Origin of the sequence: Streptomyces sp. NPDC001544, assembly GCF_042894285.1 — a bacterium.
In the GTDB taxonomy this organism is placed as follows: domain Bacteria; phylum Actinomycetota; class Actinomycetes; order Streptomycetales; family Streptomycetaceae; genus Streptomyces.
The window spans coordinates 243,748-269,134 of record NZ_JBIAVN010000008.1; the positions used below are offsets into that span (position 1 = coordinate 243,748).

The following is a 25,387-nucleotide window of genomic DNA, read 5'->3' on the forward strand; positions in this document are numbered from 1 at the left end:
CTGAGAGGTCTCTTAATGATCGTCGTGGGCGGCACGCGCGCGTACCGCACGCCACTCGGGGGCGAGCACGGACCAGATCTCGGTGCTGGTGCGCACGCCCCGGTAGGGGTAGTTCTCCCGGAGCACACCCTCGCGGGTCATCCCCAGCCGTCGTGCCACGTTGATGCTGGGTTCGTTGGCCGACGACACTTGCCACTCCACACGGTGCATGCCGCGCTCGTCAAACGCCCAGTCCAGCAGTACCCGCATACCGCGCGTGACCAGCCCGCGCCCGGCGGCGGAGGGCTCCAGCCAGCAGCCGGCCTCGCAGACTCCCGCGGCCGTGTCCCAGACGCGGAACAGCAGCCCGCCGACCAGTTTGCCGTCCAGCCACACGCCGTGCAGGCTGCCGGCGTCCGCGGCGCGCTTCTCGGCGTAGGAGCGCAGGTAGGCACGGGCCGACTCCAGGTCGGTCACCACGTCGGGCAGGCCCACATGGCGGCCGATGAACTCCCGGCCCCGGTCGATGTTGGCGATGAGCTCCTCGGCGTGCCAGACCTCCAGGGGGCCGAGTTCGGCGCCGTCGTCACCCAGGGATATCGCGTACATCGCGGTGCCGCTCCATGTGCAGTTCCGTCATGACCTCGGCGAGCCTCTCATGCGCGACGCGGCATTCGGGCGGCTCGATGCTGATGCGGGGCAGCCGGCTCTCCAGCCAGTGCGGCAGCCACCAGTTTGCGCTGCCGAGCAGGTGCATCAGCGCGGGGACGAGCAGGGTGCGCAGCACGAAGGCGTCCAGGGCGACGGCGGAGGCCAGCGCGATGCCGAACATGGCGATCACGCGGTCGCCGCTGAGCACGAAGGCGAGGAAGACCGAGATCATGATGACCGCGGCGGAGTTGATCACCCGGCTGGTCTCGGCGAGGCCGATCCGGACGGCCCGCCGGTTGTCGCCGGTCTCGAGCCACTCCTCGTACATCCGGCTGACCAGGAAGACCTGGTAGTCCATGGAGAGGCCGAAGAGCACCGACACCATGATCACGGGCAGGAACGGCTCGATGGGGCCCGCCCGGCCGAGGCCCAGCAGTTCGCTGCCCCAGCCCCACTGGAAGACGGCGACGACGATGCCGAAGGCGGCGGCGACGGCCGCGATGTTCATCACGGCGGCCTTGAGCGGTATGCCGAGCGAGCGGAACGCGACCAGCAGCAGCGCGCAGCCGAGCCCGATGACGACCCCGACGAACAGGGGCAGCTTGCCGACGATGACGGCCGCGAAGTCGTCGTAGCCGGCGGTCAGCCCGCCGACGCGCACGTCGAGCGAGGTTCCGGTCTCCGCGTGCGGAAGGACATCGGTGCGCAGCCGGTCGACGAGGTCGCTGGTCCGCTGCGACTGGGGCGCGGAGTCGGGGACGACGGTGAGGTAGGCGGTGTCGCCGCCGCCGTCGTAGCGGACCGGGGTCACGGACGCGACGCCCTCGGTGGTGCGCAGGGTGGCATCGAGGCTGTCGAGGGCGAGCTTGTCACCGGCACCCTCTACGCGCGTCACCAACGTCAGCGGACCGTTGACGCCGGGCCCGAAGCCCTCGGCCAGCAGGTCGTACGCCTGGCGTGTGGTGGCCGACCTGGGGTCGTTGCCCTGGTCGGAGCTGCCGAGGCGGAGGGCGAGGGTGGGCAGGGCGAGGAGGACGACGACGGCCACGGCCGCGGAGCCGAGCAGCTTGGGGTGGCGTTCGACGAAGGCGGACCAGCGGGCGGCGAGCCCGGTGGGCAGCTCCGGCTGCGGCCCGTGCTCCGCCAGCCGCCGCCGCTCGCGCCGGCTGAGGGCCCGCGGGCCGATGAAGGACAGCAGGGCGGGCAGCAGGGTCACGGCCGCCGCGACGGTGAGCACCACGGTCAGCGAGGCGGCGACCGCCACGCCGTTGAGGAAGCCCAGCCGCAGGATGAACATGCCCAGCAGTGCGATGCACACCGTGGCACCCGCGAAGACCACGGCGCGTCCGGTGGTCGCGACGGCCTCCACGGCGGCCTCCTCCACGGCCAGACCGCGTTTCAGTCCGCGCCGGTGCCGGGTCACGATGAACAGCGCGTAGTCGATGCCGACTCCGAGCCCGATCAGCATGCCCAGCATGGGGGCGAAGTCGGCGACGGTCATGGCGTGTCCGAGCAGCGCGATCGCCGCGTAGGCGGTGCCGACGCTCACCAGCGCGGTGGCGATGGGCAGCAGGGAAGCGGCGAGCGAGCCGAAGGCGAGGAACAGCACGACCGCGGCGACGACCACGCCGATCGCTTCCGCGGCATGGCCGCCGGAGGACTTGGTGAGTCCGATGGCGCTGCCGCCCAGCTCCACCCGGAGCCCGTCGGCCTGCGCGGACTTGGCCGCGCGTACGACGGCCCGGGCCTCGGAGCCGCTGACGTCCTCGGCCTGCCGGTCGAAGGTGACGGTGGCGTACGCGGTGTGCCCGTCCCCGCTGATCCGGCCGGTGCCCGGCCCGTCGTAGGGGCTCGTCACGGAGGCCACGCCCGGCAGCGCGGCGATCCTGTCGAGGGCACGGGTCATGGTCTGCTCGACGTCGGCGGCGCGGACCGTGCCGTCGGTGGTGTGCCAGACGACGGTGTCGCTGTCGCCTGCCAGGTCCGGGAAGCCCTGCCGCAACAGCTCGGCGGCGCGCGCCGATTCGGTGCCGGGCACCTCGTAGTCGTTCGAGTAGGCGGAGCCGGCCACGGCCGCGGCCGTGGTCACCCCGCCGAAGGCGAGGAGCCAGAGCAGGACGGCGACCAGGCGGCGCCGGACACACCAACGGGCAAGGGCTGCCACGGACGTGCTCCCAGTGACTTTGTGTGGATCTTTGACCGGGAACGATCGTCCGGGAACGGAACAGCCCGCAAAGAACGTGTGAACGAGGGGAGGACAACTCTCCCAGGTGAAAATGGCCGTTTGCCGTGTTTCACCGGCTTGTGCGGGCGACTGGGAGACAGATCACAGGACAGTCACGCCAACTCTGTCACGCACCACCGCACTTCAGTCGAACTGGTCTCCGAGCGCCATGACCATGGTTCCGGCGATCAGGAGCCACAACGACCGTCTGGTACGGCCCTTGGCGCCCAGCACCCCGGCGAACGCGCACACGGCGGCACCGGCGGCGTACGCGGTCGGCACGAAGGCCGGGACACCGCTCAGCCGCATCAGGGAAGCGGTAACACCGGCCAGCGTCAGCAGGGCTCCCGTACCGGCGGCAGTCCAGCGGGCCCGGCGCGCGTCCTCGACGAGGTCCTCCTCGTCAGCGAAGTCCTCGCCCTGGTCGTCGGCCAGGTCCCCGACCAGGTCCTCGGTGTCGTCCACCGCGACCGTCCCGGGCCGCGTCTCGGAACCAGCGCGTGCGCTCATGGCGGGCGAGCGTAGTACCTGCGCCCGCATCCCCCAGATGCGGGAAGCGGGGGCGACTGCTGTCGAACTCTTGCTCATACCTTCTCGGTACGCAGGATCGGAGGAGCCCGTTCACCGACGCCGCCCGAGGAACCACTGACCGGCCATCACCGCAGCCGTGGCGGGCGAACGGAAACGGCCCCGGAGGCCTGCCTCCGGGGCCGTACACCATGGGGCTCAGCCCTCGCTGACGCCCAGCTTCTGCAGGATCAGCTCCTTGACGCGGGCCGCGTCGGCCTGGCCCCGGGTCGCCTTCATGACCGCGCCGACCAGGGCGCCGGCCGCGGCCACCTTGCCGCCGCGGATCTTGTCCGCGATGGCCGGGTTGCCGGCGATGGCCTCGTCGACGGCGGTGGTGAGCGCGCCCTCGTCGGAGACGACCTTCAGACCGCGCCGGTCGACGACCTCGTCCGGGGTGCCCTCGCCCGCGAGGACGCCCTCGATGACCTGACGGGCCAGTTTGTCGTTCAGGTCGCCCTTCGCGACGAGCTCGGTGACCCGGGCCACCTGCGCCGGGGTGATCGCCAGCTCGTCCAGTGCCTTGCCGGACTCGTTGGCGCTGCGCGCCAGTTCGCCCATCCACCACTTGCGGGCGGAGGCGGCGTCGGCACCGGCGTCGATCGTGGCGACGATCGGGTCCAGCGCGCCGGCGTTGAGGATCGCCTGCATGTCGGTGGCGGAGATGCCCCACTCCGCCAGCAGGCGGGTACGGCGGACCAGCGGCAGCTCGGGCAGCGCCGCCCGGATCTCCTCGACCCACTCACGGGAGGGGGCCACCGGAACGAGGTCCGGCTCGGGGAAGTACCGGTAGTCCTCGGCCTCCTCCTTCACGCGGCCCGAGGTCGTCGACCCGGTGTCCTCGTGGAAGTGCCGGGTCTCCTGCACGATGGTGCCGCCCGAGGACAGCACGGCCGCGTGCCGCTGGATCTCGAAGCGGGCCGCGCGCTCCACGGACCGCAGCGAGTTGACGTTCTTCGTCTCGGAGCGCGTGCCGAACTTGTCGGCGCCCTTGGGCATCAGCGACAGGTTCACGTCGCAGCGCATCTGGCCCATCTCCATACGGGCCTCGGACACGCCGAGCGCACGGATGACCTCGCGCAGCTCACGGACGTACGCCTTCGCCACCTCGGGGGCGCGGTCGCCGGCGCCGACGATCGGCTTGGTGACGATCTCGATCAGCGGGATGCCGGCGCGGTTGTAGTCCAGCAGGGAGTGCGACGCGCCGTGGATCCGGCCGGTCGCGCCGCCCACGTGGGTGGACTTGCCGGTGTCCTCCTCCATGTGGGCGCGCTCGATCTCCACGCGGAAGGTCTCGCCGTCCTCCAGCTGCACGTCGAGGTAGCCGTTGAAGGCGATCGGCTCGTCGTACTGGGAGGTCTGGAAGTTCTTCGGCATGTCCGGATAGAAGTAGTTCTTCCGGGCGAAGCGGCACCACTCGGCGATCTCGCAGTTCAGCGCGAGTCCGATCTTGATCGCGGACTCGACGCCGGTCGCGTTGACGACCGGGAGCGCGCCCGGCAGGCCGAGGCAGACGGGGCAGGTCTGGGTGTTCGGGTCGGCGCCGAGCGCGGTCGAACAGCCGCAGAACATCTTGGTCCTGGTGCCGAGTTCGACATGGACCTCGAGGCCCATGACGGGGTCGTACGACGCCAGCGCGTCCTCGTACGACACCAGGTCGGTCGTGGTGGTCACGGTGAAACTTCCCTCTCAGCCCAGCAGGACGTCGTCGTCGCCCAACCGCTTCAGCTCGCGGTAGAGGATGGCGAGGCCGGTGACGATGGCGGCGGCGGACACGGCGGCGTCGACCAGACGGAGCGTGTCGCTCTCGGCGCGGGCCAGCTTGGCCTGCTTGGCGACGCTGACCGCGCCGAACGCGGTGGTGGCCATGGACAGGTACAGGCCGGACTTGGACTTCTTGAAGCCCTTGGCCTTCGACAGTGCCTTGCTCACAGCGACGGAGCCTCCTCCAGCAGCGGGTGCCCCCACTTTTCCACGAACGCGGCCTCCACGGCGGCACCGACCTTGTAGAGACGGTCGTCCTTGAGCGCCGGGGCGATGATCTGCAGGCCGACCGGGAGGTTGTCCTCCGGGGCGAGACCGCAGGGCAGCGACATGGCCGCGTTGCCCGCCAGGTTGGTGGGGATGGTGCACAGGTCGGCCAGGTACATGGCCATCGGGTCGTCGGCGCGCTCGCCGATCGCGAAGGCGGTGGTCGGGGTCGTCGGGGAGACGATCACGTCGACCTGCTCGAACGCCTTCTCGAAGTCGCGCGTGATGAGCGTGCGGACCTTCTGGGCGCTGCCGTAGTAGGCGTCGTAGTACCCGCTCGACAGGGCGTAGGTGCCCAGCATGATGCGGCGCTTGACCTCGGGGCCGAAGCCCGCGGCGCGGGTGAGGGAGGTGACCTCCTCGGCCGAGTGGCCGCCGTCGTCGCCGCTGCGCAGGCCGTAGCGCAGGCCGTCGAAGCGGGCGAGGTTGGAGGAGCACTCGGACGGCGCGATCAGGTAGTACGCCGACAGGGCGAGGTCGAAGGACGGGCAGTCCAGCTCGACGATCTCGGCGCCGAGCTCCTTCAGCAGCTCCACCGACTCGTCGAAGCGCTGGATGACGCCGGCCTGGTAGCCCTCGCCGCGGAACTGCTTGACCACGCCGACGCGCATCCCGGCCACGCTGCCGTTGCGGGCGGCCTCGACGACCGGCGGGACCGGGGCGTCGACGGAGGTGGAGTCGAGCGGGTCGTGCCCGGCGATCACCTCGTGCAGCAGGGCCGCGTCCAGGACCGTACGGGCGCAGGGGCCGCCCTGGTCGAGGGAGGAGGAGAACGCCACCATGCCGTAGCGGGACACCGCGCCGTAGGTCGGCTTCACGCCGACCGTGCCGGTCACGGCGGCCGGCTGGCGGATGGAGCCGCCGGTGTCGGTGCCGATGGCGAGCGGCGCCTGGAAGGAGGCGAGGGCGGCGGAGGAGCCGCCACCGGAGCCGCCGGGGATCCTGGTGAGGTCCCAGGGGTTGCCGGTCGGGCCGAACGCGCTGTTCTCCGTCGACGACCCCATGGCGAACTCGTCCATGTTGGTCTTGCCGAGGATGACGACGTCGGCGGCCTTGAGCCGCTTGGTCAGCGTGGCGTCGTACGGCGGGATCCAGCCTTCGAGCATCTTCGAGCCGACGGTCGTGGGCACGCCCTCGGTGGTGAAGATGTCCTTGAGCGCGAGCGGGACGCCGGCCAGCGGGCCGAGCTCCTCACCGCGCGCCCGCTTCTCGTCGACGGCGCGGGCCTGGGCGAGGGCGCCCTCGCGGTCGACGTGCAGGAAGGCGTGCACCTTCTCGTCGACGGCCTCGATACGGGCGAGGTGGGCCTCGGTGACCTCGACGGCCGTGAGCTCGCCGGAGGCGATCTTCGCGGCGGTCTCGGCGGCCGTGAGCCTGATGATGCTGTCGGTCATGTCGGTCACTCCTCCCCCAGGATCTGCGGCACCTTGAAACGCTGCTGCTCCTGGGCAGGGGCGCCGGAGAGCGCCTGCTCGGGGGTGAGCGAGGGACGGACCTCGTCCGGGCGCATGACGTTCGTCAGCGGGAGCGGGTGCGAGGTCGGCGGTACGTCTTGGTCGGCGACCTCACTGACGCGGGCGACCGCGCCGATGATGTCGTCCAGCTGTCCCGCGAAGTGTTCGAGCTCTTCGGGCTTCAGCTCCAGACGCGCCAGCCGGGCGAGGTGGGCGACCTCCTCGCGCGTGATGCCAGGCATGCAGCGTTCCTCTGGGGTGAGTGTGTGTGGTTTGGGGCCAATCCTATGGGGCGGGGTGCCGTGCCCGTGAAACGGTTTGCCGTCAGCGCCTTCCGTCCCAGGCCGCGCTCTTCAGGAAGTGGTTGTCGTACAGCTCCTGTACTTCGAGGAGACTCTCCCGGGTGACCTCGCCGAGGGCGACGCGCTGGAGGTGGCGGAAGTACTCGAAGCGCTCGACGCCCGGCGTGATGACGATGAGCAGGTCGGCGTCGGCTCCGGGGGCGGCGGCGAAGGCGTGCGGCATGCCCGGCGGGACGATGACGAGGTCGCCGCGCGCGGCGGTGAGCACCTCGTCTCCGGACAGCAGCCGGGCCTCCCCGTCGAGCACGTAGAACATCTCGGCCGAGCCCTTGTGCAGATGCGGCGAGGCACCGTCGGCGCCGCCGCTCAGGGTGACCCGCTGGGTGGACAGGGCGCCGCCGGTCCGGCTGCTGTCGGCCAGCAGGCGGACGGTGGTGGGTGTGCGGCCGATGACTTCGGCCTCGGCCTCGCGGACGATCACGGACTCGTCGAACTTCGGAACGAACAGCGACATCTGGATGACCCCCGGTCGATGCGGTTGGCGTGCTCGGTTCTGTGGTCGTTCAGGCGGTCGGTCGACGTGGTCAGACGAGGAAGAGCAAGGCGGCGCTGATCAGCACGACGACCGCGGTGGCGAAGTGGATCCCGAACGCCACGGCCTTCGTGCCGCCGCGCCTCAGGACTATCAGCGTGTCGCCGAGCGGCACGAGCGCCATGCAGAGCATGAGCCAGGCCTCGGCACGCGCTCCGACGGAGAACAGCAGCACCAGACCCACGATGCCCGGCACGCCGTCCCTGAGGCCCTTGGTGGAGAGGAAGGTGCCGGCGTCGCCGGCGGGGTCCGCCGGGATGCCGTAGCCGACGGCGGCGGAGGCGGGCTGGAAGAGGAAGCGGAAGCCGAGGAACAGGCAGAACAGGTTGAGCAGAACGGCCAGGGTGTACGCGGTCACGGTCACGGTCTCTCCTCGCTAGCGCTGCTAGGAACAAGAGCTACGCTAGCAGAGCGTCGACAGATTGGCTAGCGCTGCTAGAATCCAGAGCATGTCGATCCAGACGCGCCGGGAGCGCGAGCGAGGGGAACGTGAGCGGTTGATCGTCACGGCCGCGCGGGAACTGGCGGAGGCCGAGGGCTGGGACGCGGTGACGACCCGGCGGCTGGCCGCCGAGATCGAGTACAGCCAGCCCGTCCTGTACAGCCACTTCAAGGGCAAGGACGCGATCATGGCCGCGGTCGCGGTACAGGGCTTCGCCGAGCTGACCGCCGAGCTACGGGCGGCGCGCCCGGCCACCGGGGACGCCCGGGCCGCGCTGGCGGCGATCGGCGAGGCCTACACGGCGTTCGCCCGGCGCAGGCCGGCCCTCTACGACGCCATGTTCACACACACCGTGGACCTGCCGTTCGCCACGCCCGGGGCGCCGACGGCGCTGCACGAGGCGTTCAGCGAGCTGGCGCGGGTCGTGGAGCCGATCGCGGCGGACGGCGACGACCCCAGCCTCCTCACGGAGACGTTCTGGGCCGGCTTGCACGGGCTGGTCACACTGATGCGCAGCGGCCGTCTGCCCGAGCACGCCCACGAGACCCGGCTGGCGCTGCTGGTCGACCACTTCACGGCCCGGACGGACTGACGGGACGGGTGTCGGAGGCGAGCTGGGCGGGCCGCCGGGGAAGGCACCGTCCTACGGCGAACGGGGCCGCCGGGAAAGGCACCGGCCCACGGCGAACGAGTGGCCGGGCGGGGCAACCGAAACGGGTGGCCGGGCGGGGCACTCACTCGGCGGCCGGCAGAGCCGCCCGCGGCCGCTGCCAGCCCCGCGAGCCGCGGGCCAGCAGCCACGCCGTCGTCTCCTCCGGCGGCATCGCCGCGGCCACCAGCCAGCCCTGCACGGCATCGCAGCCCAGGTCCCGCAGGCGTTCCCAGGTCTCGTCGTCCTCGACGCCCTCGGCGACGACGAGCAGGCCCAGCGAATGGGCGAGGTCGACCGTGCAGCGGACGATCTCCGCGTCCTCCGTGTCGACGGCCAGCCGGGCCACGAACGAGCGGTCGATCTTGAGCTCGCTGACCGGCAGCCGGCGCAGGTGCACCAGCGAGGAGTAGCCAGTGCCGAAGTCGTCCAGGGACATCTTCACACCGTGCGCGGTCAGTCCGGCGAGGGTGTCGGCGGCCCGCTGCGGGTCCTCCAGCAGCACGTGTTCCGTTATCTCCAGTTGGAGCGCTCCCGCGGGCACTCCGTGCCGGGCCAGCCGCGCGGCCACCGAGCCCGCGAACCCCGGCGTGTGCACGTCACGCGGGGAGACGTTGACGGCCACCGGCACGAACAGGCCCTGCGCGCGCCACCGGGCGACCTGCTCCAGGGCGGTCTCCAGCACGTACTCCGTCAGATGGGGCATGAGCCCGGAGGACTCGGCGATCGCTATGAACTCGTCCGGCGGCACCTTCCCGCGCTCGGGGTGCACCCAGCGGACCAGGGCCTCCAGCCCGGCGACCTGCCCGTCGAAGCGGACCTTGGGCTGGTAGTGCAGCTGGACCTCGTGCGCGTCCAGCGCCCGGCGCAGGTCGCCCAGCAGGCCCAGCCGGTCGGGGGTGTTGGAGTCCCGCTTGGACTCGTAGACCTCGACGCCCGTACGGTCCCGCTTCGCCTGGTACATGGCCACGTCCGCGCGGCGCAGCAGGCCTTCGGCGTCCAGGGCGTGGTCGGGGAACACGGCGACGCCCGCACTGGCCTCCAGGACGAGGGTCAGTCCGTCGAGGTCGAGCGGGGAACTGAGGGCGGTGACCAGGCCGCGGGCCACCCGAGTCGCCGACGTGGTGGAGTCGGCGACGGGCAGTAACACGGCGAACTCGTCGCCGCCGAGCCGGGCGGCCTCCGCGCCGCGCGGCAGCGCGAGGCGCAGCCGGTCCGCTATCTGCAGCAGCAGCCGGTCACCGGCGAGATGACCGAGGGTGTCGTTCACCGACCGGAAGCGGTCCAGGTCGATGAGCATGAGTGCGGCGCGGGCGCCGATCCGCTCCGCGTCGTCGAGGGCCGTCCAGATCCGCTCCAGGAGCCACTGACGGTTGGGCAGTCCGGTCAGCGGATCACGCAGTTGCTCCTCCGCCCGGGCCCGGGCTATCCACAGGGTGGAGTCGAGCGCGATGAGCGGGATGGCGAACAGCGGCAGCAGCAACGGCTGGGCGACGGCGACCACGCACACCAGCGGCGCGATGCCGAGCAGTGCCACGGCGACCAGGCCCTGCCTGACCAGGGCGGTGCGGGCCACGGTGGCCAGGCCGCGGCGCGGGACCTGCAGGTACCACAGCAGGACGCGGCTGACCGCGAGATAGACGGCGGCGACGAGGGCGACCTCGGGGGCGGTGGTGACGCTCCAGCTCTCGGGTTTCCAGGGCTGCTCGACGGTGGGTACGCGGCCGAGGGCACCCAGCACCAGGCCGCCGGCGCCGATGCCGATGATGTCCACCGCTCCGTGCAGCAGGCCCTGCCGCCAGCGGTGGCGGCGCGCTATGCCGACCAGGACGACGACGGTGAGGCTGACCAGGCCGGCGGGCATCCAGCCGTACAGCAGCAGGACGGCGATGGTGAGGGCGGCGCCGGAGCCGGTGCCGCCCCACCACCGGGAGCGACCGAGCATCACCAGGTGGCCGACGATGACTCCGGTCAGCACGGCCAGGGACCAGCCGACCGTGCCGGAGGGGAAGAGCGCGTGGTTGCCCGTGAACGCGCGGTAGAAGCCGCCGCCCAGGGCCAGGGCGGCTGCGGCCACCACCGCCGCGGGCAACGCGGGCCAGGACAGGTGCCGTTCGGGCTGGGTGCCCTGCATCGCGCGGGCGGGCTCGATGGCCAGGGACGCCGGGAGAGTGCGCTCGTCCGTCGCGACGGGCGCACCGGCGGCACGCCCCTGCACACCCTGATGCTCCGCGGCCCGCCCCAGACTCCCCAGCCATGCGCCCGCCCTGTGGCGCAGGCGCAGCCGGGAGTCCGGAGCGCTCTCGGTCGGTTCCATTCCCGTCCCTCTCACAGCCGGCGGTGCCCACGCCACGCGGCCCGATGCCCGACAACCATCAGCGGCTCCGCGTTGGAAAGCCCTTTCCCTTGCTCCGCACGGGCAAAGGGATGCCCCGACCGCAGCTGGGCACGGCAGGCGCACACCTCAACAGTAGGCCGCTGAACGCTTCCACGGGCAGCGGTCGCCGACGGTTGCCCGAATGCACCCCGGCCACCCGTATGCATCTGATATGCACCGTTGGAGTGGCCTTCAACCGCTACTCATCGGTCGGAAGCGCGACTTCGGCCGCCGCTTCGGGCCCCTGCTCCAGAAGGACGCCGAATCCGTCCTCGTTCAGAACCGGCACCTTGAGCTGCATGGCCTTGTCGTACTTCGACCCCGGGTTGTCGCCCACCACCACGAAGGACGTTTTCTTCGACACGGAACCGGTCACCTTCGCCCCTCGGCTCTGCAGCGCATCCTTGGCCCCGTCGCGTGTGTAGTTCTCAAGGGTGCCGGTGACGACGACAGTGAGCCCTTCCAGCGGACGCGGTCCCTCGTCCTCACCGGAACTCGCCTCCTCCAGCGGGACTCCGGCGGCCTTCCACTTGCGCACGATCTCCCGGTGCCAGTCCTCCGCGAACCACTCCTTCAACGCCGCGGCGATGATGGGGCCGACGCCGTCGGTGGCCGCCAGCTCCGCCTCGGTCGCCTGTTCGATGCGGTCGATGGAGCGGAACTCCCGTGCGAGGGCCTGCGCCGCGACCGGCCCGACATGCCGGATCGAGAGCCCGTTGAGGAAGCGGGCCAGCGGACGGCTCTTGGCCGCCTCGATGTTCTGCAGCAGCGCGAGGGTGTTCTTCTTCGGCTCGCCCTTCTGGTTGGCGAAGACCGTGACGACCTTCTCCTCCCCCGTCTTGGGGTCCCGCTTGGGCAGGCCGCTGTCCGGGTCGAGCACGTACGCCTTGATGGGCAGCAGCTTCTCCACCGTCAGGTCGAACAGGTCGCCCTCGTCGACCAGCGGCGGGTCGGCCGGCTCCAGCGGGCGGGTCAGCGCCGCCGCCGCCACCTCGCCGAAGTGCTCGATGTCCAGGCACTCGCGGCCCGCGAGATAGGAGACCCGCTCCCGCAACTGGGCCGGGCAGGTACGCGCGTTGGGGCAGCGGAGGTCGATGTCGCCCTCCTTCATGGCCCGCAGCGGTGTACCGCACTCAGGGCACTCGGCCGGCATCACGAACTCGCGCTCGCTGCCGTCGCGCAGGTCGACGACCGGGCCGAGGATCTCCGGGATGACGTCACCGGCCTTGCGGATCACCACGGTGTCGCCGATCAGGACGCCCTTGGCCTTGACGACGTCCTGGTTGTGCAGGGTGGCGAACTCCACCTCGCTGCCCGCGACGGTGACCGGCTCGACCTGGGCGTACGGCGTGACGCGGCCGGTGCGGCCGACACCCACCTTGATGTCGATCAGCTTGGTGTTGACCTCTTCCGGCGCGTACTTGTACGCGATCGCCCAGCGCGGGGCGCGGGCGGTGGAGCCGAGGCGGCCCTGGAGACGCAGCTCGTCGAGCTTGACCACCACGCCGTCGATCTCGTGCTCCACGGAGTGCCGGTTCTCGCCGTAGTAGGCGATGAACTCGCGTACGCCGTCGAGGTCGTCGACCACCCTGTTGTGCCGGGAGGTGGGCAGACCCCAGCCGCCCAGGAGGTCGTAGGCCTGGGAGAGACGGGTCATGCCCTCGTAGCCCTCCAGGGCACCGATGCCGTGGACGACCATGTGCAGGGGGCGGGTGGCGGTGACGCGCGGGTCCTTCTGGCGCAGTGAACCGGCGGCGGCGTTGCGGGGGTTGGCGAAGGGTTTGTCCCCGGCCGCGACGAGCCGCTCGTTGAGGTCCGCGAACTTCTCCATCGGGAAGTAGACCTCGCCGCGGATCTCCACCAGGTCGGGGACGCGGTCGCCCTTGAGGCGCTCCGGGATCTCCGCGATCGTGCGGACGTTGGGCGTGATGTCCTCGCCGGTGCGGCCGTCCCCGCGGGTGGCGGCGCGGGTGAGGCGGCCGTGTTCGTAGGTGAGGTTGACGGCGAGGCCGTCGACCTTCAGCTCGCACAGGAAGTGGTACTCCTGCTCGCCGAGTTCGCGGGCGATGCGGTCGGCCCAGGTGGCGAGGTCCTCGTCGTTGAAGGTGTTGTCCAGGGAGAGCATCCGCTCGCGGTGCTCGACCGACGTGAACTCCGTCCGGTACGACCCGGCGACCTTCTGGGTCGGCGAGTCCGGCGTGCGCAGCTCCGGATACTCCTCCTCCAGCGCCTCCAGGGTCTTCAGCAGCCCGTCGAACTCGGCGTCGCTGATGACGGGAGCGTCCTTCACGTAGTACCGGAAGCGGTGCTCCTCGATCTGCTCAGCGAGCTGCGCGTGCTTGTCCCGTGCCTCGGCGGGCACTGCCGTCTCCGCCTGCTGCTTGTCGCCGGCCACCGTGTTGTCCTCCCGTTACTCTGGGTTGTCCGCGAGGGACCTCGCCGCCCGGACGCAGTGGGCCAGCGCCCGGCGGGCGTAATCCGGGGACGCGCCCGCGAGCCCGCATGCCGGAGTGACGGTCACCGCCTGGGCGAGAAGCCCGGGCCGCAGCCCCAGCCTGCGCCACAACGTCCTGACACCCATGACGCTACCGGCAGGGTCTGACAACGGGCCGTCGGTGCCCGGCACGATTCCGGCGAACAGGCGGGTGCCGCCCTCCACCGTCTCCCCGATCGCCTCGTCGTCACGCTCGGTGAGCAGCGAGAAGTCGAAGGAGATCCCGGCCGCGCCCGCCCGGCGCAGCAGGGCGAAGGGCACGTCGGGGGCGCAGGTGTGGACGACGACGGGGCCGGGCGTGTGCACGCCCACCAGGTCCCGGAGGGTGGCCTCGACGACCTGACGGTCCACGGCGCGGTGGGTGCGGTAGCCGCTGGCGGTCTTCACCTGGCCGCGCAGGACGGCGGTGAGGGAGGGCTCGTCGAGCTGCAGCACGAGGCGGGCGCCGGGGACGCGCCTTCGCACCTCGTCCAGGTGCTGGCGCAGGCCCTCGGCGAGGGAGGCGGCGAGGTCGCGGCAGGCGCCGGGGTCGGAGAGGGCGGCCTCGCCGTTCTTCAGTTCCAGGGCGGCGGCGAGGGTCCACGGGCCGACGGCCTGCACCTTCAGAGGCCCTTCGTAGCCTTGCGTGAACTCCTCCAGCGCGTCGAGGTCCTCGCCGAGCCAGGACCGGGCCCGCTTGGTGTCCCGGCCCGGCCGGTCGCCGATCCGCCATCCGCTGGGCTCCACGCGCGCGTACAGCTCGACGAGCATGCCGGCGGTGCGGCCGATCATGTCCGCGCCGGGGCCTCTGGCGGGCAGCTCGGGGAGGAAGGGGAAGTCCTCGAAGCTGCCGGTGGCCGTCTTGGCGGCTTCCCTGGCGTCGGTGCCGGGGAGGGAGCCGATGCCGGTGGCGGGGCCGAAGGGGGTGTTGTCGTTCACGGGTGAAGCCTACGTAGGTGTTGGGGCGGGGTGAGGGGTGCGGGCGCTTGGTGCGGGGTGCGGGTGCTGGGCCGCGAGCCGGTGCGGGCTCGGCTGTTCTCGCCCCCGCCGCCCTTACCCTTCCCGTCCCAGGGGCTCCGCCCCTTCGACCCCGCCGGGGGCTGCGCCCCCTGGACCCCCGCGGGGCTCCGCCCCTGCACCCCGCCGGGGCTCCGCCCCTGCACCCCATCGGCCTGAACGGCCTCGTCCTCAAACGCCGGACGGGCTGAGTAGTGCGGGCCGGCGCCCCAGCGGTCAGCGGCCCGGGCGGACCGTCACGTCGTTGATCTCCGCGTCGCGGGGAAGGTCGAGGGCGGTCAGGATCGTCGTGGCGACCGACTCGGGGTCGATCCAGCGGGCGGCGTCGTACTCCTTGCCCTCCTGCTGGTGGACCTTGGCCTGCATGGGGCTGGCCGTGCGGCCGGGGTAGACGGAGGTGACGCGGACGCCGTTGCCGTGTTCCTCTTGGCGCAGGGAGTCGGCGAGGGCCTTGAGGCCGTGCTTGGAGGCGGCGTACGCGGACCAGCCGGCGTGGGCGTTCAGGCCGGCGCCGGAGTTGACGAAGACCACGTGGCCGCGGGCGGCACGCAGCTGGGGCAGGAAGTGGCGGGTCAGCTCGGCGGGGGCGATCAGGTTGACGTTGAGCTGGTGGCGCCAGGACTTGGGGGTCAGGTCTCCCACCTCGCCGAGGTCGACCACTCCGGCGATGTGCAGCAGCGAGTCCACCCGGTCGGGCAGCGTCTGGTGGGAGAAAGCCCAGGACAGCCGGTCGGGGTCGGCGAGATCGCCCACGAGGGTCCGCGCGCCGGGGAACTCGGCCGTCAGTTCCTTCGCTCGGCCGGCGTCGCGCGCGTGCAGCACGAGTTCGTCCCCGCGCGCGTGCAGACGGCGGGCCACCGCCGCGCCGATGCCCGAGCCCGCCCCGGTGATCACATGAGTAGCCATGGCGCCATGCTCGCACCGCCCGTCCGTCACGCGCCGCCCAGGTGCTCCTCCAGGTACGCCAGCGCCGCCGCCGGTTCCTCGGCGAAGCCGATCAGCTCGGCCAGCGGCCGGGGCAGGAAGCCCTCCTCCTCCATGCGGCGGAACTGCTCCTTCAGCCCGTCGTAGAAGCCCGCCGTGTTCAGCAGCACCACGGGCTTGTCGGTACGGCCGTGCTTCTTCAGCTCCAGGATCTCGGTGGCCTCGTCGAGCGTCCCGGTACCGCCCACCATGATCACCACCGCGTCGGCCTTCTCCAGCAGCAGCTTCTTGCGCTCGGCGAGGTCGTGGGCGATCACCATCTCGTCGGCACCGGGCCGCGCCCGGTTCGCCAGGAAGCCGACGGAGACGCCGACGAGCCGGCCGCCCGCCTCCTGCACCCCGTCCGCCACCACCTTCATCAGGCCGACGTTCGAACCGCCCCACACCAGGGTGTGACCGGCCTTGCCGATCAGTTCGGCGAACTCGCGCGCGGGGCGCGTGTAGCGGTCGTCGAGCTCGGCGGCGGAGAGGAAGACGCAGATTCGCATGCGGCCAGCGTACGAGGGAACAACCCGAGGGCCTGGAACGCTCTCCTTTCATGGCTGATGGACACACGATCACGATCGAGCAGGTGGAGCGGCACGTGCGCGTGGTGCACGGCGAGCATGTGCTGGCGGAGACCGACCGCCCCCTGGTGCTCCGGGAGACCGGCTGTCCGGTGCGCTACTACATCCCGCCCGAGGACGTCCGGCTGGACCTCCTCACCCCCTCCGACACCCACACGCACTGCCCCTTCAAGGGGACGGCCTCCTACTGGTCGCTCCCGGACGCGCCCGACCTGGTGTGGGCGTATCCCGATCCCAAGCCGGACGTCGCACCGATCAAGGACCACCTCTGCTTCTACGAGGTCGAAGTCGGCGAAGTCGACGTGTCCTGACCGATGAGGTCCGTGCCGTGGGGCAGTCTGCACAGGTATGGACAAGGAGACGCTTTCCGCCGACGGCACCCGAATCGCCTACGAGACCACCGGCCGGGGTCCCTCGGTGATCCTCGTGAGCGGCGCGATGTCCACGGGGCACACCATGGCGCCCCTGGCGCAGCGGCTCGCGGACCACTTCCAGGCCGTCGTGTACGACCGCCGGGGCCGGGGGGAGAGCGGTGACACGGCGCCGTACGCGGTGGAGCGAGAGGTGGAGGACCTGGCGGCGCTGATCGACGCGGTGGGCGGTGAGTCGGCGCTCTACGGCATCTCCTCGGGCGGCGCACTGGCGCTGGAGGCGGCGGCGAGCGGGCTGCCGGTCCGTCAGGTGGCCGTTTACGAGACGCCGTACGCCCTCGGCGAGGACGACGCGAAGGGACGTGCCGAGTACACGCGGAACCTCGACCAGGCGCTCGGGCAGGGCAGGCCCGGTGACGCCGTCGCGCTGTTCCTCCGGCTCACCGGCCTGGCCGAGGGCATGATCGAGCGGGCCCGTCACTCCCCCATGTGGGCCGACATGGAGGCGATCGCGCCGACCCTGGCCTACGACGACGCGGTGATGGGCGGCGGCCCGCTGCCCCGGGACCGGCTGGCCGCGATCACCGTCCCGGCGCTGGCGGTGGCCGGCGGCGCGAGCCCGGACTGGCTCCGCGAGGCGACCCGCGCGGTCGCGGAGGCGGTGCCCCGGGGGACGTACCGCGAGCTGGCGGACCAGACGCACATGGTGGATCCGGATGCGCTGGCGCCGGTGCTGATGAACTTCTTCACGGCGCAGACCTGAACGCTCGTGAACATCACAGAGCACGTCAAGGACGTGCGCCGAGAGGGCGCTCATGCGAGCGCCGGGGAACGATGACCCGAGTCGCCACGGCCACCGGCAACGTCGCCCTTCGAGAGAGCGGCACCCCGGCCAGGGCCTGACGACCAGCCGGGGCGGTTGCTCGGGCTCATACGCGCCGTGAAGGCAGGGCCGGCCCGGTCATCCCACCCCGGCCGTAGCGCGCACCGTCTCCGAGATCGTCGCCGACCCCACCACCCGCGAACCGTCGTACAGCACGATCGCCTGGCCGGGGGCCACGCCCCGTACGGGCTCCGTGAACCGGACCGCCAGCGAGCCGTCGACGAGTTCGGCGGTGACCTCGGTCTCGCCGCCGTGGGCGCGGAGCTGGGCGGTGTAGGTGCCGGGGCCGGTGGGGGCTGCGCCGCACCAGCGGGGCTTGATCGCGGTCAGGGCGGTGACGTCCAGGGCGGCGGCCGGGCCGACCGTCACGGTGTTGTTCACCGGGGAGATGTCCAGGACGTAGCGCGGCTTGCCGTCGGGGGCAGGGGTGCCGATGCGCAGGCCCTTGCGCTGGCCGATGGTGAAGCCGTACGCGCCCTCGTGGGTGCCGACGACCGTGCCCGACTCGTCGACGATGTCGCCCTCGGCCTTGCCCAGACGTCGGGCGAGGAAGCCCTGGGTGTCTCCGTCGGCGATGAAGCAGATGTCGTGGGAGTCGGGCTTCTTCGCGACCGCCAGGCCCCGGCGCTCGGCCTCCGCGCGGATCTCGTCCTTCGTCGTCACCGTGTCGCCGAGCGGGAACATGGCGTGGGCGAGCTGCCGGTCGTCCAGGACGCCGAGCACGTACGACTGGTCCTTGGCCATGTCGGAGGCCCGGTGCAGCTCGCGCGTGCCGTCCTCGGTCACGACGACCTTGGCGTAGTGGCCGGTGCAGACCGCGTCGAAGCCGAGGGCCAGCGCCTTGTCGAGGAGGGCGGCGAACTTGATCTTCTCGTTGCAGCGCAGGCACGGGTTCGGTGTGCGGCCGGCCTCGTACTCGGCGACGAAGTCCTCCACCACGTCCTCGCGGAAGCGGTCGGCGAGGTCCCAGACGTAGAACGGGATGCCGATGACGTCGGCGGCCCGGCGGGCGTCGCGGGAGTCCTCGATGGTGCAGCAGCCCCGCGCGCCGGTGCGGAACGACTGGGGGTTCGCGGAGAGCGCGAGGTGGACGCCGGTCACGTCGTGGCCCGCCTCGGCCGCGCGGGCGGCGGCGACGGCGGAGTCCACGCCGCCCGACATGGCGGCGAGGACGCGGAGGGGGCGGGTGGGCTGCGGGGTGTCAGTCATAGCCCTTCCAGGGTACGGGGCGGTGGGAACCGGGTTCCGCGCACATCCGTTGACGATCACGGTGACGATTCGGTGGGGGTGACACGGTGAGTGCGGCGAGAGGCGACTCCGACCGGCGGCTGGGGCGGCGCGCCCTGCTGGTCGGCGGGGCCGTGGCCGCCGCGGGGACGGCCCTGCTGGCCCGGGAGGAGCTGTCGCACCTGTGGTGGCGGCTGCCGGGAGTGGACAGGCCGCGGGTGGCCGGGGCGGTGGACTTCCGGGGCGCGCGCTGGGTGGCGGCCTCCCCGGCGAACTACCGGCGGGCGGACCGGCCGGACGACTACGCGATCGACAGGGTGGTCGTCCATGTCACGCAGGGCGACTACGCGAGCGCGGTGAAGGCCTTCCAGGACCCGGCGCACCAGGCGGCGGCGCACTACATCGTGCGCAAGGACGGCCGCGTGACCCAGCTGATCCGCGAGCTCGACGTGGCCTTTCACGCGGGCAACCGGGAGTACAACGAGCGCAGCGTCGGCATCGAGCACGAGGGGTTCGTGGAGCACGCGTCCTCCTTCACGGACGCGATGTACGCGGCCTCGGCGCGGCTGACGGCCGCGATCTGCCGGCGGTACGGCATGGCCGTGGACCGGGAGCACCTCATCGGCCATGTGGAGGTGCCGGGGACGGACCACACGGATCCCGGCCGGTACTGGGACTGGGATCGGTACCTGGGGCTCATACGCCGACAGATGTGACGTACGTCGCACACTGTGTCTGCTGTGTGTGATGGCTCCGAGCTTCATGTGTCCGATGCGTCCCCCGCCGTCGATGTGACCTGCTGCACGTCAACTTGGCTCTGGGGCGCGTGAGTTGGCGGCGACCGCAGCTCACGGCGGTGTCACAGTGCGCGCGGCCTCCGCCCAGCTTCGACCCAGCCTTCACACAGTCCCTACGTCAAACATCCCCGCCATGTCTGACATCACCGAGCCCGGCACCACTGCGGGCAGAAGCGGCAACGGCTCCCACGGCAAGCGCGAGCGGGCCGAGCGCGAGCACTCCAAGACCAGCAGGACCAAGCGGGGCAAGGGTGTGCACCGGCGGAAGTTCCTCGGCGGGATGGCCGGTCTCGGCCTCGGGGCGGTCGGAGTGGCCGGCACGACCTTCACCCTGCTGGACAAGGGAGGCGACAAGGCCTCCGCGGCGTCCGGCACGCTCACGATCCCGGACCTGCTGGAGGGCACCACCTCGGACAGCACGACCACGTTCACGCTGGAGGCGAAGACGGGCACCGCCGAGGTGCTGTCCGGTGTCACCAGCGACACGATGGGCTACAACCAGTCCTTCCTCGGCCCCACCATGAAGTGGACCAAGGGCGACACCGTGCTGCTGAACATCACCAACAGCCTGGGCGCGGACACCACGGTCCACTTCCACGGCGCCCACGTCCCCGCCAAGATGGACGGCGGTCCCCAGGTGGCCTTCGCGGACGGGGAGACCTGGGCCCCCACGTTCGAGGTGAAGGACGAGGCCAAGACCCTCTGGTACCACCCGCACGCCCTGGGCACCACGGCCGAGCAGGCCGTGCACGGCCTGGCCGGCATGATCATCGTCGAGGACGACTCGGACGCCTCCGCGGCGCTGCCCAGCGACTACGGCACCGACGACATCCCGCTCATCTTCCAGAGCCTGGCCACGGACAGGGGCGGGGACATCAAGTACAACCTGACCGGCTACCTGTCGAACAACCTGACCTTCCCGCTGCTGCTCAACGGGACGAACGTGGACGACACCACGCTCTCCTTCACCGCCACCAAGACCCGCACCCGGTTCCGGGTACTGAACGCCTCGCCGTCGGACATCATCACCATCCAGCGCAGCGACAGCGGCACCCTGACCCAGATCGCCACCGACCAGGGCTATCTGACCGAGGCGACCGCCGTGGACTCCATCCGGCTCGTGGCGGGCGCCCGCGCCGAGTTCGTGATGGACCTGTCGGACGACGTCACCCTGCAGGCCGTGGTCACCACCGGCTGGGTCCGCGGCGGCAGCGGCACCTACGACGTACTGGCCGTCACCGCCTCCGGCACCGACACCCCGGACGACCTGCCCAGCACGCTGAACACCATCGAGCGGTACGACACCAGCGACTTCACCGCCCGGACGATCACGCTGGGCCAGAGCGGCACGACCATGACGATCAACGGCTCGGCCGGGACCAGCATGTCCGCCATGGCCATGATCAGTACGACGCTCGGATCGAAGGAGATCTGGACGATCAAGAACAGCACGCAGTTGGAGCACTCCTTCCACCTGCACGACGTGCCGTACCAGCTCGTCTCCGTCAACGGCGAGGATCCCAGCGGGGTCGAGCTCGGCTGGTACGACACCTACGAGGTGGTGGGCGGCGGATCCATCGAGATCGCGATGGAGTTCACCGACTTCGCCGACGACACGTACATGTACATGCTCCACTGCCACCTCCTCCAGCACGAGGACGAGGGCATGATGGCCTCGTTGATGGTGACGGAGAGCTGACCCCCGGTCAGGTGAGCCCCGCGGCGCGCGCACGCTCCACCGCGGGGCCGATCGCCTTCGCGACCGCCTCGACGTCCGCCTCGGTGGAGGTGTGGCCGAGGGAGAAGCGGAGGGTGCCGCGGGCCAGGTCGGGATCGGTGCCGGTGGCGAGCAGGACGTGGCTGGGCTGGGCGACGCCGGCGGTGCAGGCGGAACCGGTGGAGCACTCGATGCCCTGCGCGTCGAGCAGGAGCAGCAGCGAGTCGCCGTCGCAGCCGGGGAAGCTGAAGTGGGCGTTGGCCGGGAGCCGGTCGACCGGGTCGCCGCCCAGGATCGCGTCGGGGACGGCCGTGCGGACCGCGTCGATCAGGGCGTCGCGCAGGGCGCCGATCTCGCGGGCGAACCACTCGCGCTGCTCGGCGGCGAGGCGGCCGGCCACCGCGAAGGAGGCGATGGCCGGGACGTCGAGGGTGCCGGAGCGGACGTGGCGCTCCTGGCCGCCGCCGTGCAGAACGGGTACGGGGGTGTACTCACGGCCGAGGACCAGGGCGCCGATGCCGTACGGTCCGCCGATCTTGTGGCCGGAGACGGTCATGGCGGCGAGCCCGGAGGCGGCGAAGTCGACGGGGACCTGGCCGAAGGCCTGGACGGCGTCGGCGTGCAGGGGGATGCCGAACTCACCCGCGACGTCGGCCAGTTCACGCACCGGCAGGACCGTGCCGATCTCGTTGTTGGCCCACATGACGGTGGCCAGGGCGACATCGTCGGGGTTGCGGGCGATGGCCTCGCGCAGGGCCTCGGGGTGGACGCGGCCGTAGGAGTCGACGGGGAGATATTCGACGGTGGCGCCCTCGTGTTCGCCGAGCCAGTGGACGGCGTCCAGGACGGCGTGGTGTTCGACGGGGCTGGCCAGGACGCGGGTACGGGCCGGTTCGGCGTCGCGGCGGGCCCAGTACAGGCCCTTGACGGCGAGGTTGTCGGCCTCGGTGCCGCCCGAGGTGAAGACCACCTCGCTGGGTCGCGCGCCCAGCGCGTCCGCGAGGGTCTCGCGGGATTCCTCGACCGTCCGGCGGGCCGTGCGGCCGGAGGCGTGCAGGGAGGACGCGTTGCCGGTGATGCTCAGCCGGGCGGTCAGTGCCTGCGCCGCTTCCGGGAGCATCGGGGTGGTCGCCGCGTGGTCGAGATAAGCCATGGTGAGCCCGATTCTACGGGGCGACCCGGCGGTGGTCGCGGCTCGTCCCCGGCCGCCACCCACGCGTTCGCGCCACTCGCCGAGCTTCACGGAGGCTCCCTGGCGGCTCGCCGGAAGCTCCCTGGAAGCTCGCTAGAAGCCCCAGGACACGGTGTTGTCCGCCTGCATGAACGCCACCAGGACCAGCAGGTCGGCGACGCCCAGGGTCATGCCGAGCAGGGCACGGCCGCGCCGGGTGGTGCCACGCCACAGGGCGACGCCCGCCAGGACGATGGCGACGGGGCCGAGGAACAGGTTGAGGACGAGGAGACCGAGGAGGCCCAGGACGAAGGACGCGACGGCCATGCCGTCGGTGTCGCGGACACCGGTACGGCTGGTTGCCGGTGCGGTGAGGTGCATGGTGGTCAGCTCCCGACGGAACGGATGGACGGGTGGGGGCGGGTCAGTTGGCGGACGTGCCGCGCCGGCGGCCGTGCCGCTCGCGGAGCGCGAAGACGGCGAGCCAGGTGGCGATGACGACGGCGGCGACGGCGCTGACGGTCAGCGGCGCGTGGGCCACCGTGCCCATGACGACGCCGAGCAGCAGCAGAGCGGCGACGATGAACAGCATGGGGTGGATCCCCCCTCCGGGGTGCTGGCGTGAAGTTTCGGTGAACGGTTGTAGTTACAGTTGTTCACTGACTCTTGAGTCTATCGCGCCCACGGCTTTCCATTTACGGAGAACAGTTGTTAACTGGATGACATGAGTCACACTCTCGGGGTCCGGCAGGCCCAGAAGCAGAAGACCCGGCAGGCGCTCCTGGACGCGGCGCTGGGACTGCTGGAGGAGCAGAGCCTGAGCAGCCTGGGCCTGCGTGAGGTCACCCGCGCCGTCGGGGTCGCCCCGACCGCGTTCTACCGGCACTTCCGCTCCACCGCGGACCTCGGTGTGGCCCTGGTCGACGAGGCGCTGGGCAGCCTGCACCCGATGGTTCGCTCGACGGTGTCCTCGGCGGACGACAGCGAGGACCGCATCGCCCGGGTCATCCGGCTGATCGCCCACCACGTGGAGGCCCATACCGCGCACGTCCGGTTCATCGCCCGCGAGCGGCACGGCGGGGTCCAGCCGGTGCGCGAGGCCATCCGCGCCCAGCTCGCCCGGTTCGCCCAGGAGGTGAGGACCGAACTGGCCACGGACCCGGAGGCGAGGGGGTGGGACGACGACGACCTGCTGATGCTCGCGCACCTCTACGTCGACCAGATGCTCATCACGGCCTCCCTCTTCCTGGAGGCCCTGGAGGCACCGGACTCCTCCGAGGCCGAGCTGGAGCGCGTCACCCAGTTGGCGACCCGGCAGCTCCGGCTGATCAGCGTCGGCCGCCGGCACTGGCTGGACTGAACCGGGAGGAGACGCGCGCAAGCGGCGAGCCCGTCACCGGAACCCGCCGCCTCCGCGGTGACGAAGTCCCCGTCAGCCCTGCTGGACCTGCCCCTGCTGCCCGCCGCCGGGACCGCCGCAGCCACCCTGCCCGCCGCCGGGACCGCCCTGGCCACCGCCGGGCCCACCGCTCGGCATGCCTGAGGGGGCGCCCGAGGGGCGTCCGGCCGGCTTGCCCGAGGCCGCCCCGGACGGCGCTCCGGAGGGTGCGCCGCTGGGCGCGCCGCTCGGGCGCCCGGACGCTCCCCCGGTCGGCATGCCGGAGGGCCGCTGACAGCTCTGCTGGGCGGAGCCCCCGGTGGAGGACGAGGAGTCGCCGGAGCCGCACGCGGTCAGCAGCAGCGGGGACATCGCGAGCAGGGCGACGGCGGGGAGGAGACGTGCACGCTTCATGAGAGCCAACTCCAGGAACGATGAGCGAGTCGTGAGACGGGCACTCAACCAACGGCGCTTAGGGCGTTCTTGAGTACCTCCTGTGGCCGCCCTGTCCAAGAGGTAAAGCGCACCTCAAGCACCCGCTCCCACCTGGGCTTTGGCCACCGTCCCGGTCTGCTCACCGATACAGGTCCGTGACGGAGCGCGCTGCGGCCAGCAGTTCGGCGCGCGCTTCGGGCGGTGCGAGCACCTCCACCGCGTCGGAGAACGCGAGCAGTTGGCGGGTGGCGCGGACGAACGGGTACGTGAGCCGGGCCGTCACCCACTCCTCCTCCCCGGTGTCCTCGGGGACTTCGGCCAGCGAGGAGGCCGTCATGCGGACGAACATGTCGAGGAACTCCCGGCGCACCCGTACGCTCACCTCCAGCCCTCCCGGCGGCTCCTCGACCTGGCGGCGCAGCACCTCCCAGACGTCGGCGAGTTCGACGCCGGGACGGCGGCGCACGGGGTCGTCCAGCACCCGGGCGGAGTGCACCCGGTCGGCGCGGAACAGCCGCGGGCCGCCCCGCCGGTCGGCGACCAGGTACCAGACGCCCGCCTTGGCGACCAGGCCGTAGGGGTCGACGGTGTACGTCTGCGGGTCCCGTTCCCCGCTGTGCCGGTAGCGCAGCCTCAGGCGCCGGTCGGCGAACACGGCGTCCTGCAGCGTCTCCAGGTCGACGGCCTGTTGCGGTCCGCTCTTCCAGCGGGTGGCGTCGACCAGGATCCGCCGGCTGGTCACCTCGGCGGCGGGCCGGTGCGGGGCCGGCAGGGCCGCCATCACCTTGCGCAGCGCCGAGCCGAGGGCCGCGTCGAGTCCGAGGGCGGCGTGCGCTCCCTGGGCGGCCAGGATGAACAGGGCCCGGGACTCGTCGGCGGTCAGACCGGTGACGTCCGTGCGGAATCCGGCGAGGAGTTCGATGCCGCCGTGCCGGCCGCGCTCGGCGTAGACGGGGACGCCGGAGGCCGACAGGGCTTCGACGTCGCGGTAGATGGTGCGCACCGACACCTCGAGCCGCTGGGCGAGTTCGGGTGCCGGGACCCGGCCCCGGGTCTGCAGGAGCAGCAGGATGGACAGCAGGCGGTCGGACTTCACCTGG

At 71.6% G+C, this 25,387-nt stretch carries 26 protein-coding genes; 6 read left to right on the plus strand and 20 right to left on the minus strand.

Annotated elements, in window-relative coordinates; translation table 11 throughout:
* Positions 1-12 precede the first annotated feature (12 nt).
* The 9 genes from ACFY0F_RS22230 to ACFY0F_RS22270 all read right to left on the minus strand — a co-directional run bounded on the left by ACFY0F_RS22230 (position 13) and on the right by ACFY0F_RS22270 (position 8,164).
* The gene (locus ACFY0F_RS22230) at positions 13-588 is read right to left on the minus strand and encodes a GNAT family N-acetyltransferase (protein ID WP_388796838.1); all 576 of its coding nucleotides are present in this window, start codon (positions 586-588) and stop codon (positions 13-15) included.
* A complete protein-coding gene (locus ACFY0F_RS22235; protein WP_388796841.1) occupies positions 566-2,794 on the minus strand; it encodes an MMPL family transporter in 2,229 nt (742 codons plus the stop codon). Before ACFY0F_RS22235 ends, ACFY0F_RS22230 begins: the two co-directional genes overlap by 23 nt.
* 204 nt (positions 2,795-2,998) lie before the next feature.
* A complete protein-coding gene (locus ACFY0F_RS22240) occupies positions 2,999-3,364 on the minus strand; it encodes a hypothetical protein (RefSeq protein ID WP_388796844.1) in 366 nt (121 codons plus the stop codon).
* Positions 3,365-3,580: 216 nt separating this feature from the next.
* Positions 3,581-5,095, minus strand: a complete 1,515-nt coding sequence (gatB, locus tag ACFY0F_RS22245) for an Asp-tRNA(Asn)/Glu-tRNA(Gln) amidotransferase subunit GatB (protein ID WP_388796847.1) — start codon at positions 5,093-5,095, stop codon at positions 3,581-3,583.
* Between the two features lie 15 nt (positions 5,096-5,110).
* Complete coding sequence (locus tag ACFY0F_RS22250) at positions 5,111-5,353, minus strand: hypothetical protein (RefSeq protein ID WP_388796850.1); 243 nt, start codon at positions 5,351-5,353, stop codon at positions 5,111-5,113.
* Positions 5,350-6,846: an Asp-tRNA(Asn)/Glu-tRNA(Gln) amidotransferase subunit GatA gene (gene gatA, locus ACFY0F_RS22255; protein WP_388796853.1), complete on the minus strand. Its 1,497-nt coding sequence runs from the start codon at positions 6,844-6,846 to the stop codon at positions 5,350-5,352. The genes ACFY0F_RS22250 and gatA overlap by 4 nt, the downstream gene beginning before the upstream one ends.
* A 5-nt stretch (positions 6,847-6,851) precedes the next feature.
* Positions 6,852-7,148 carry an Asp-tRNA(Asn)/Glu-tRNA(Gln) amidotransferase subunit GatC gene (gene gatC, locus ACFY0F_RS22260; RefSeq protein WP_003973500.1) on the minus strand — a complete coding sequence of 99 codons (297 nt, stop codon included), beginning with the start codon at positions 7,146-7,148 and terminating at the stop codon, positions 6,852-6,854.
* An 82-nt stretch (positions 7,149-7,230) separates the two neighbouring features.
* Positions 7,231-7,722 carry a cupin domain-containing protein gene (locus ACFY0F_RS22265; RefSeq protein ID WP_388796856.1) on the minus strand — a complete coding sequence of 164 codons (492 nt, stop codon included), beginning with the start codon at positions 7,720-7,722 and terminating at the stop codon, positions 7,231-7,233.
* A gap of 70 nt (positions 7,723-7,792) precedes the next feature.
* The gene (locus tag ACFY0F_RS22270) at positions 7,793-8,164 is read right to left on the minus strand and encodes a DUF4267 domain-containing protein (RefSeq protein WP_388796859.1); all 372 of its coding nucleotides are present in this window, start codon (positions 8,162-8,164) and stop codon (positions 7,793-7,795) included.
* Positions 8,165-8,249: 85 nt separating this feature from the next.
* On the opposite strand from ACFY0F_RS22270, the gene ACFY0F_RS22275 reads away from it, so the two are divergent.
* Positions 8,250-8,834, plus strand: coding sequence for a TetR/AcrR family transcriptional regulator (locus ACFY0F_RS22275; RefSeq protein ID WP_388796862.1), 585 nt, complete (start codon positions 8,250-8,252; stop codon positions 8,832-8,834).
* A gap of 142 nt (positions 8,835-8,976) precedes the next feature.
* Here ACFY0F_RS22275 and ACFY0F_RS22280 read toward each other — a convergent pair whose 3' ends face one another.
* The 5 genes from ACFY0F_RS22280 to ACFY0F_RS22300 form a co-directional block, all read right to left on the minus strand.
* Positions 8,977-11,208, minus strand: coding sequence for a putative bifunctional diguanylate cyclase/phosphodiesterase (locus tag ACFY0F_RS22280; RefSeq protein ID WP_388796865.1), 2,232 nt, complete (start codon positions 11,206-11,208; stop codon positions 8,977-8,979).
* A 259-nt stretch (positions 11,209-11,467) separates the two neighbouring features.
* Positions 11,468-13,663, minus strand: coding sequence for an NAD-dependent DNA ligase LigA (gene ligA / locus ACFY0F_RS22285; RefSeq protein WP_388796868.1), 2,196 nt, complete (start codon positions 13,661-13,663; stop codon positions 11,468-11,470).
* A 15-nt stretch (positions 13,664-13,678) separates the two neighbouring features.
* Positions 13,679-14,680 (minus strand): methionine synthase, encoded by a 1,002-nt coding sequence (locus ACFY0F_RS22290; protein WP_388796871.1) that lies wholly within the window; start codon positions 14,678-14,680, stop codon positions 13,679-13,681.
* A gap of 294 nt (positions 14,681-14,974) precedes the next feature.
* Positions 14,975-15,664, minus strand: a complete 690-nt coding sequence (locus ACFY0F_RS22295) for an SDR family oxidoreductase (RefSeq protein ID WP_388796874.1) — start codon at positions 15,662-15,664, stop codon at positions 14,975-14,977.
* Positions 15,665-15,690: 26 nt separating this feature from the next.
* Positions 15,691-16,230 (minus strand): TIGR00730 family Rossman fold protein, encoded by a 540-nt coding sequence (locus tag ACFY0F_RS22300; protein ID WP_388796877.1) that lies wholly within the window; start codon positions 16,228-16,230, stop codon positions 15,691-15,693.
* Between the two features lie 50 nt (positions 16,231-16,280).
* Here ACFY0F_RS22300 and ACFY0F_RS22305 point away from each other — a divergent pair, with 50 nt between their 5' ends.
* The gene (locus ACFY0F_RS22305; RefSeq protein WP_388796880.1) at positions 16,281-16,619 is read left to right on the plus strand and encodes a DUF427 domain-containing protein; all 339 of its coding nucleotides are present in this window, start codon (positions 16,281-16,283) and stop codon (positions 16,617-16,619) included.
* A 37-nt stretch (positions 16,620-16,656) separates the two neighbouring features.
* The gene (locus ACFY0F_RS22310; RefSeq protein ID WP_388796883.1) at positions 16,657-17,442 is read left to right on the plus strand and encodes an alpha/beta fold hydrolase; all 786 of its coding nucleotides are present in this window, start codon (positions 16,657-16,659) and stop codon (positions 17,440-17,442) included.
* A 198-nt stretch (positions 17,443-17,640) separates the two neighbouring features.
* Here ACFY0F_RS22310 and mnmA read toward each other — a convergent pair whose 3' ends face one another.
* On the minus strand, positions 17,641-18,771 hold the full coding sequence (mnmA, locus tag ACFY0F_RS22315; protein ID WP_388796886.1) for a tRNA 2-thiouridine(34) synthase MnmA: 1,131 nt from the start codon (positions 18,769-18,771) through the stop codon (positions 17,641-17,643).
* A gap of 86 nt (positions 18,772-18,857) precedes the next feature.
* Here mnmA and ACFY0F_RS22320 point away from each other — a divergent pair, with 86 nt between their 5' ends.
* The gene (locus ACFY0F_RS22320) at positions 18,858-19,505 is read left to right on the plus strand and encodes an N-acetylmuramoyl-L-alanine amidase (protein WP_388796889.1); all 648 of its coding nucleotides are present in this window, start codon (positions 18,858-18,860) and stop codon (positions 19,503-19,505) included.
* 214 nt (positions 19,506-19,719) lie between these two features.
* Positions 19,720-21,285 (plus strand): multicopper oxidase family protein, encoded by a 1,566-nt coding sequence (locus tag ACFY0F_RS22325; protein ID WP_388796893.1) that lies wholly within the window; start codon positions 19,720-19,722, stop codon positions 21,283-21,285.
* A 7-nt stretch (positions 21,286-21,292) separates the two neighbouring features.
* Here ACFY0F_RS22325 and ACFY0F_RS22330 read toward each other — a convergent pair whose 3' ends face one another.
* The 3 genes from ACFY0F_RS22330 to ACFY0F_RS22340 all read right to left on the minus strand — a co-directional run bounded on the left by ACFY0F_RS22330 (position 21,293) and on the right by ACFY0F_RS22340 (position 23,066).
* On the minus strand, positions 21,293-22,456 hold the full coding sequence (locus tag ACFY0F_RS22330; RefSeq protein ID WP_388796896.1) for a cysteine desulfurase family protein: 1,164 nt from the start codon (positions 22,454-22,456) through the stop codon (positions 21,293-21,295).
* 132 nt (positions 22,457-22,588) lie between these two features.
* Entirely contained in the window at positions 22,589-22,855 is a 267-nt protein-coding gene (locus ACFY0F_RS22335; RefSeq protein WP_388796899.1) for a DUF4190 domain-containing protein, read from the minus strand.
* 43 nt (positions 22,856-22,898) lie between these two features.
* Complete coding sequence (locus tag ACFY0F_RS22340) at positions 22,899-23,066, minus strand: hypothetical protein (protein ID WP_388796902.1); 168 nt, start codon at positions 23,064-23,066, stop codon at positions 22,899-22,901.
* Between the two features lie 132 nt (positions 23,067-23,198).
* Here ACFY0F_RS22340 and ACFY0F_RS22345 point away from each other — a divergent pair, with 132 nt between their 5' ends.
* The gene (locus ACFY0F_RS22345; RefSeq protein ID WP_388796905.1) at positions 23,199-23,834 is read left to right on the plus strand and encodes a TetR family transcriptional regulator; all 636 of its coding nucleotides are present in this window, start codon (positions 23,199-23,201) and stop codon (positions 23,832-23,834) included.
* A gap of 72 nt (positions 23,835-23,906) precedes the next feature.
* Here ACFY0F_RS22345 and ACFY0F_RS22350 read toward each other — a convergent pair whose 3' ends face one another.
* Complete coding sequence (locus tag ACFY0F_RS22350) at positions 23,907-24,266, minus strand: hypothetical protein (RefSeq protein WP_388796908.1); 360 nt, start codon at positions 24,264-24,266, stop codon at positions 23,907-23,909.
* Between the two features lie 160 nt (positions 24,267-24,426).
* Positions 24,427-25,383 (minus strand): helix-turn-helix transcriptional regulator, encoded by a 957-nt coding sequence (locus ACFY0F_RS22355; RefSeq protein ID WP_388796911.1) that lies wholly within the window; start codon positions 25,381-25,383, stop codon positions 24,427-24,429.
* Between the last annotated feature and the right edge of the window lie 4 nt (positions 25,384-25,387).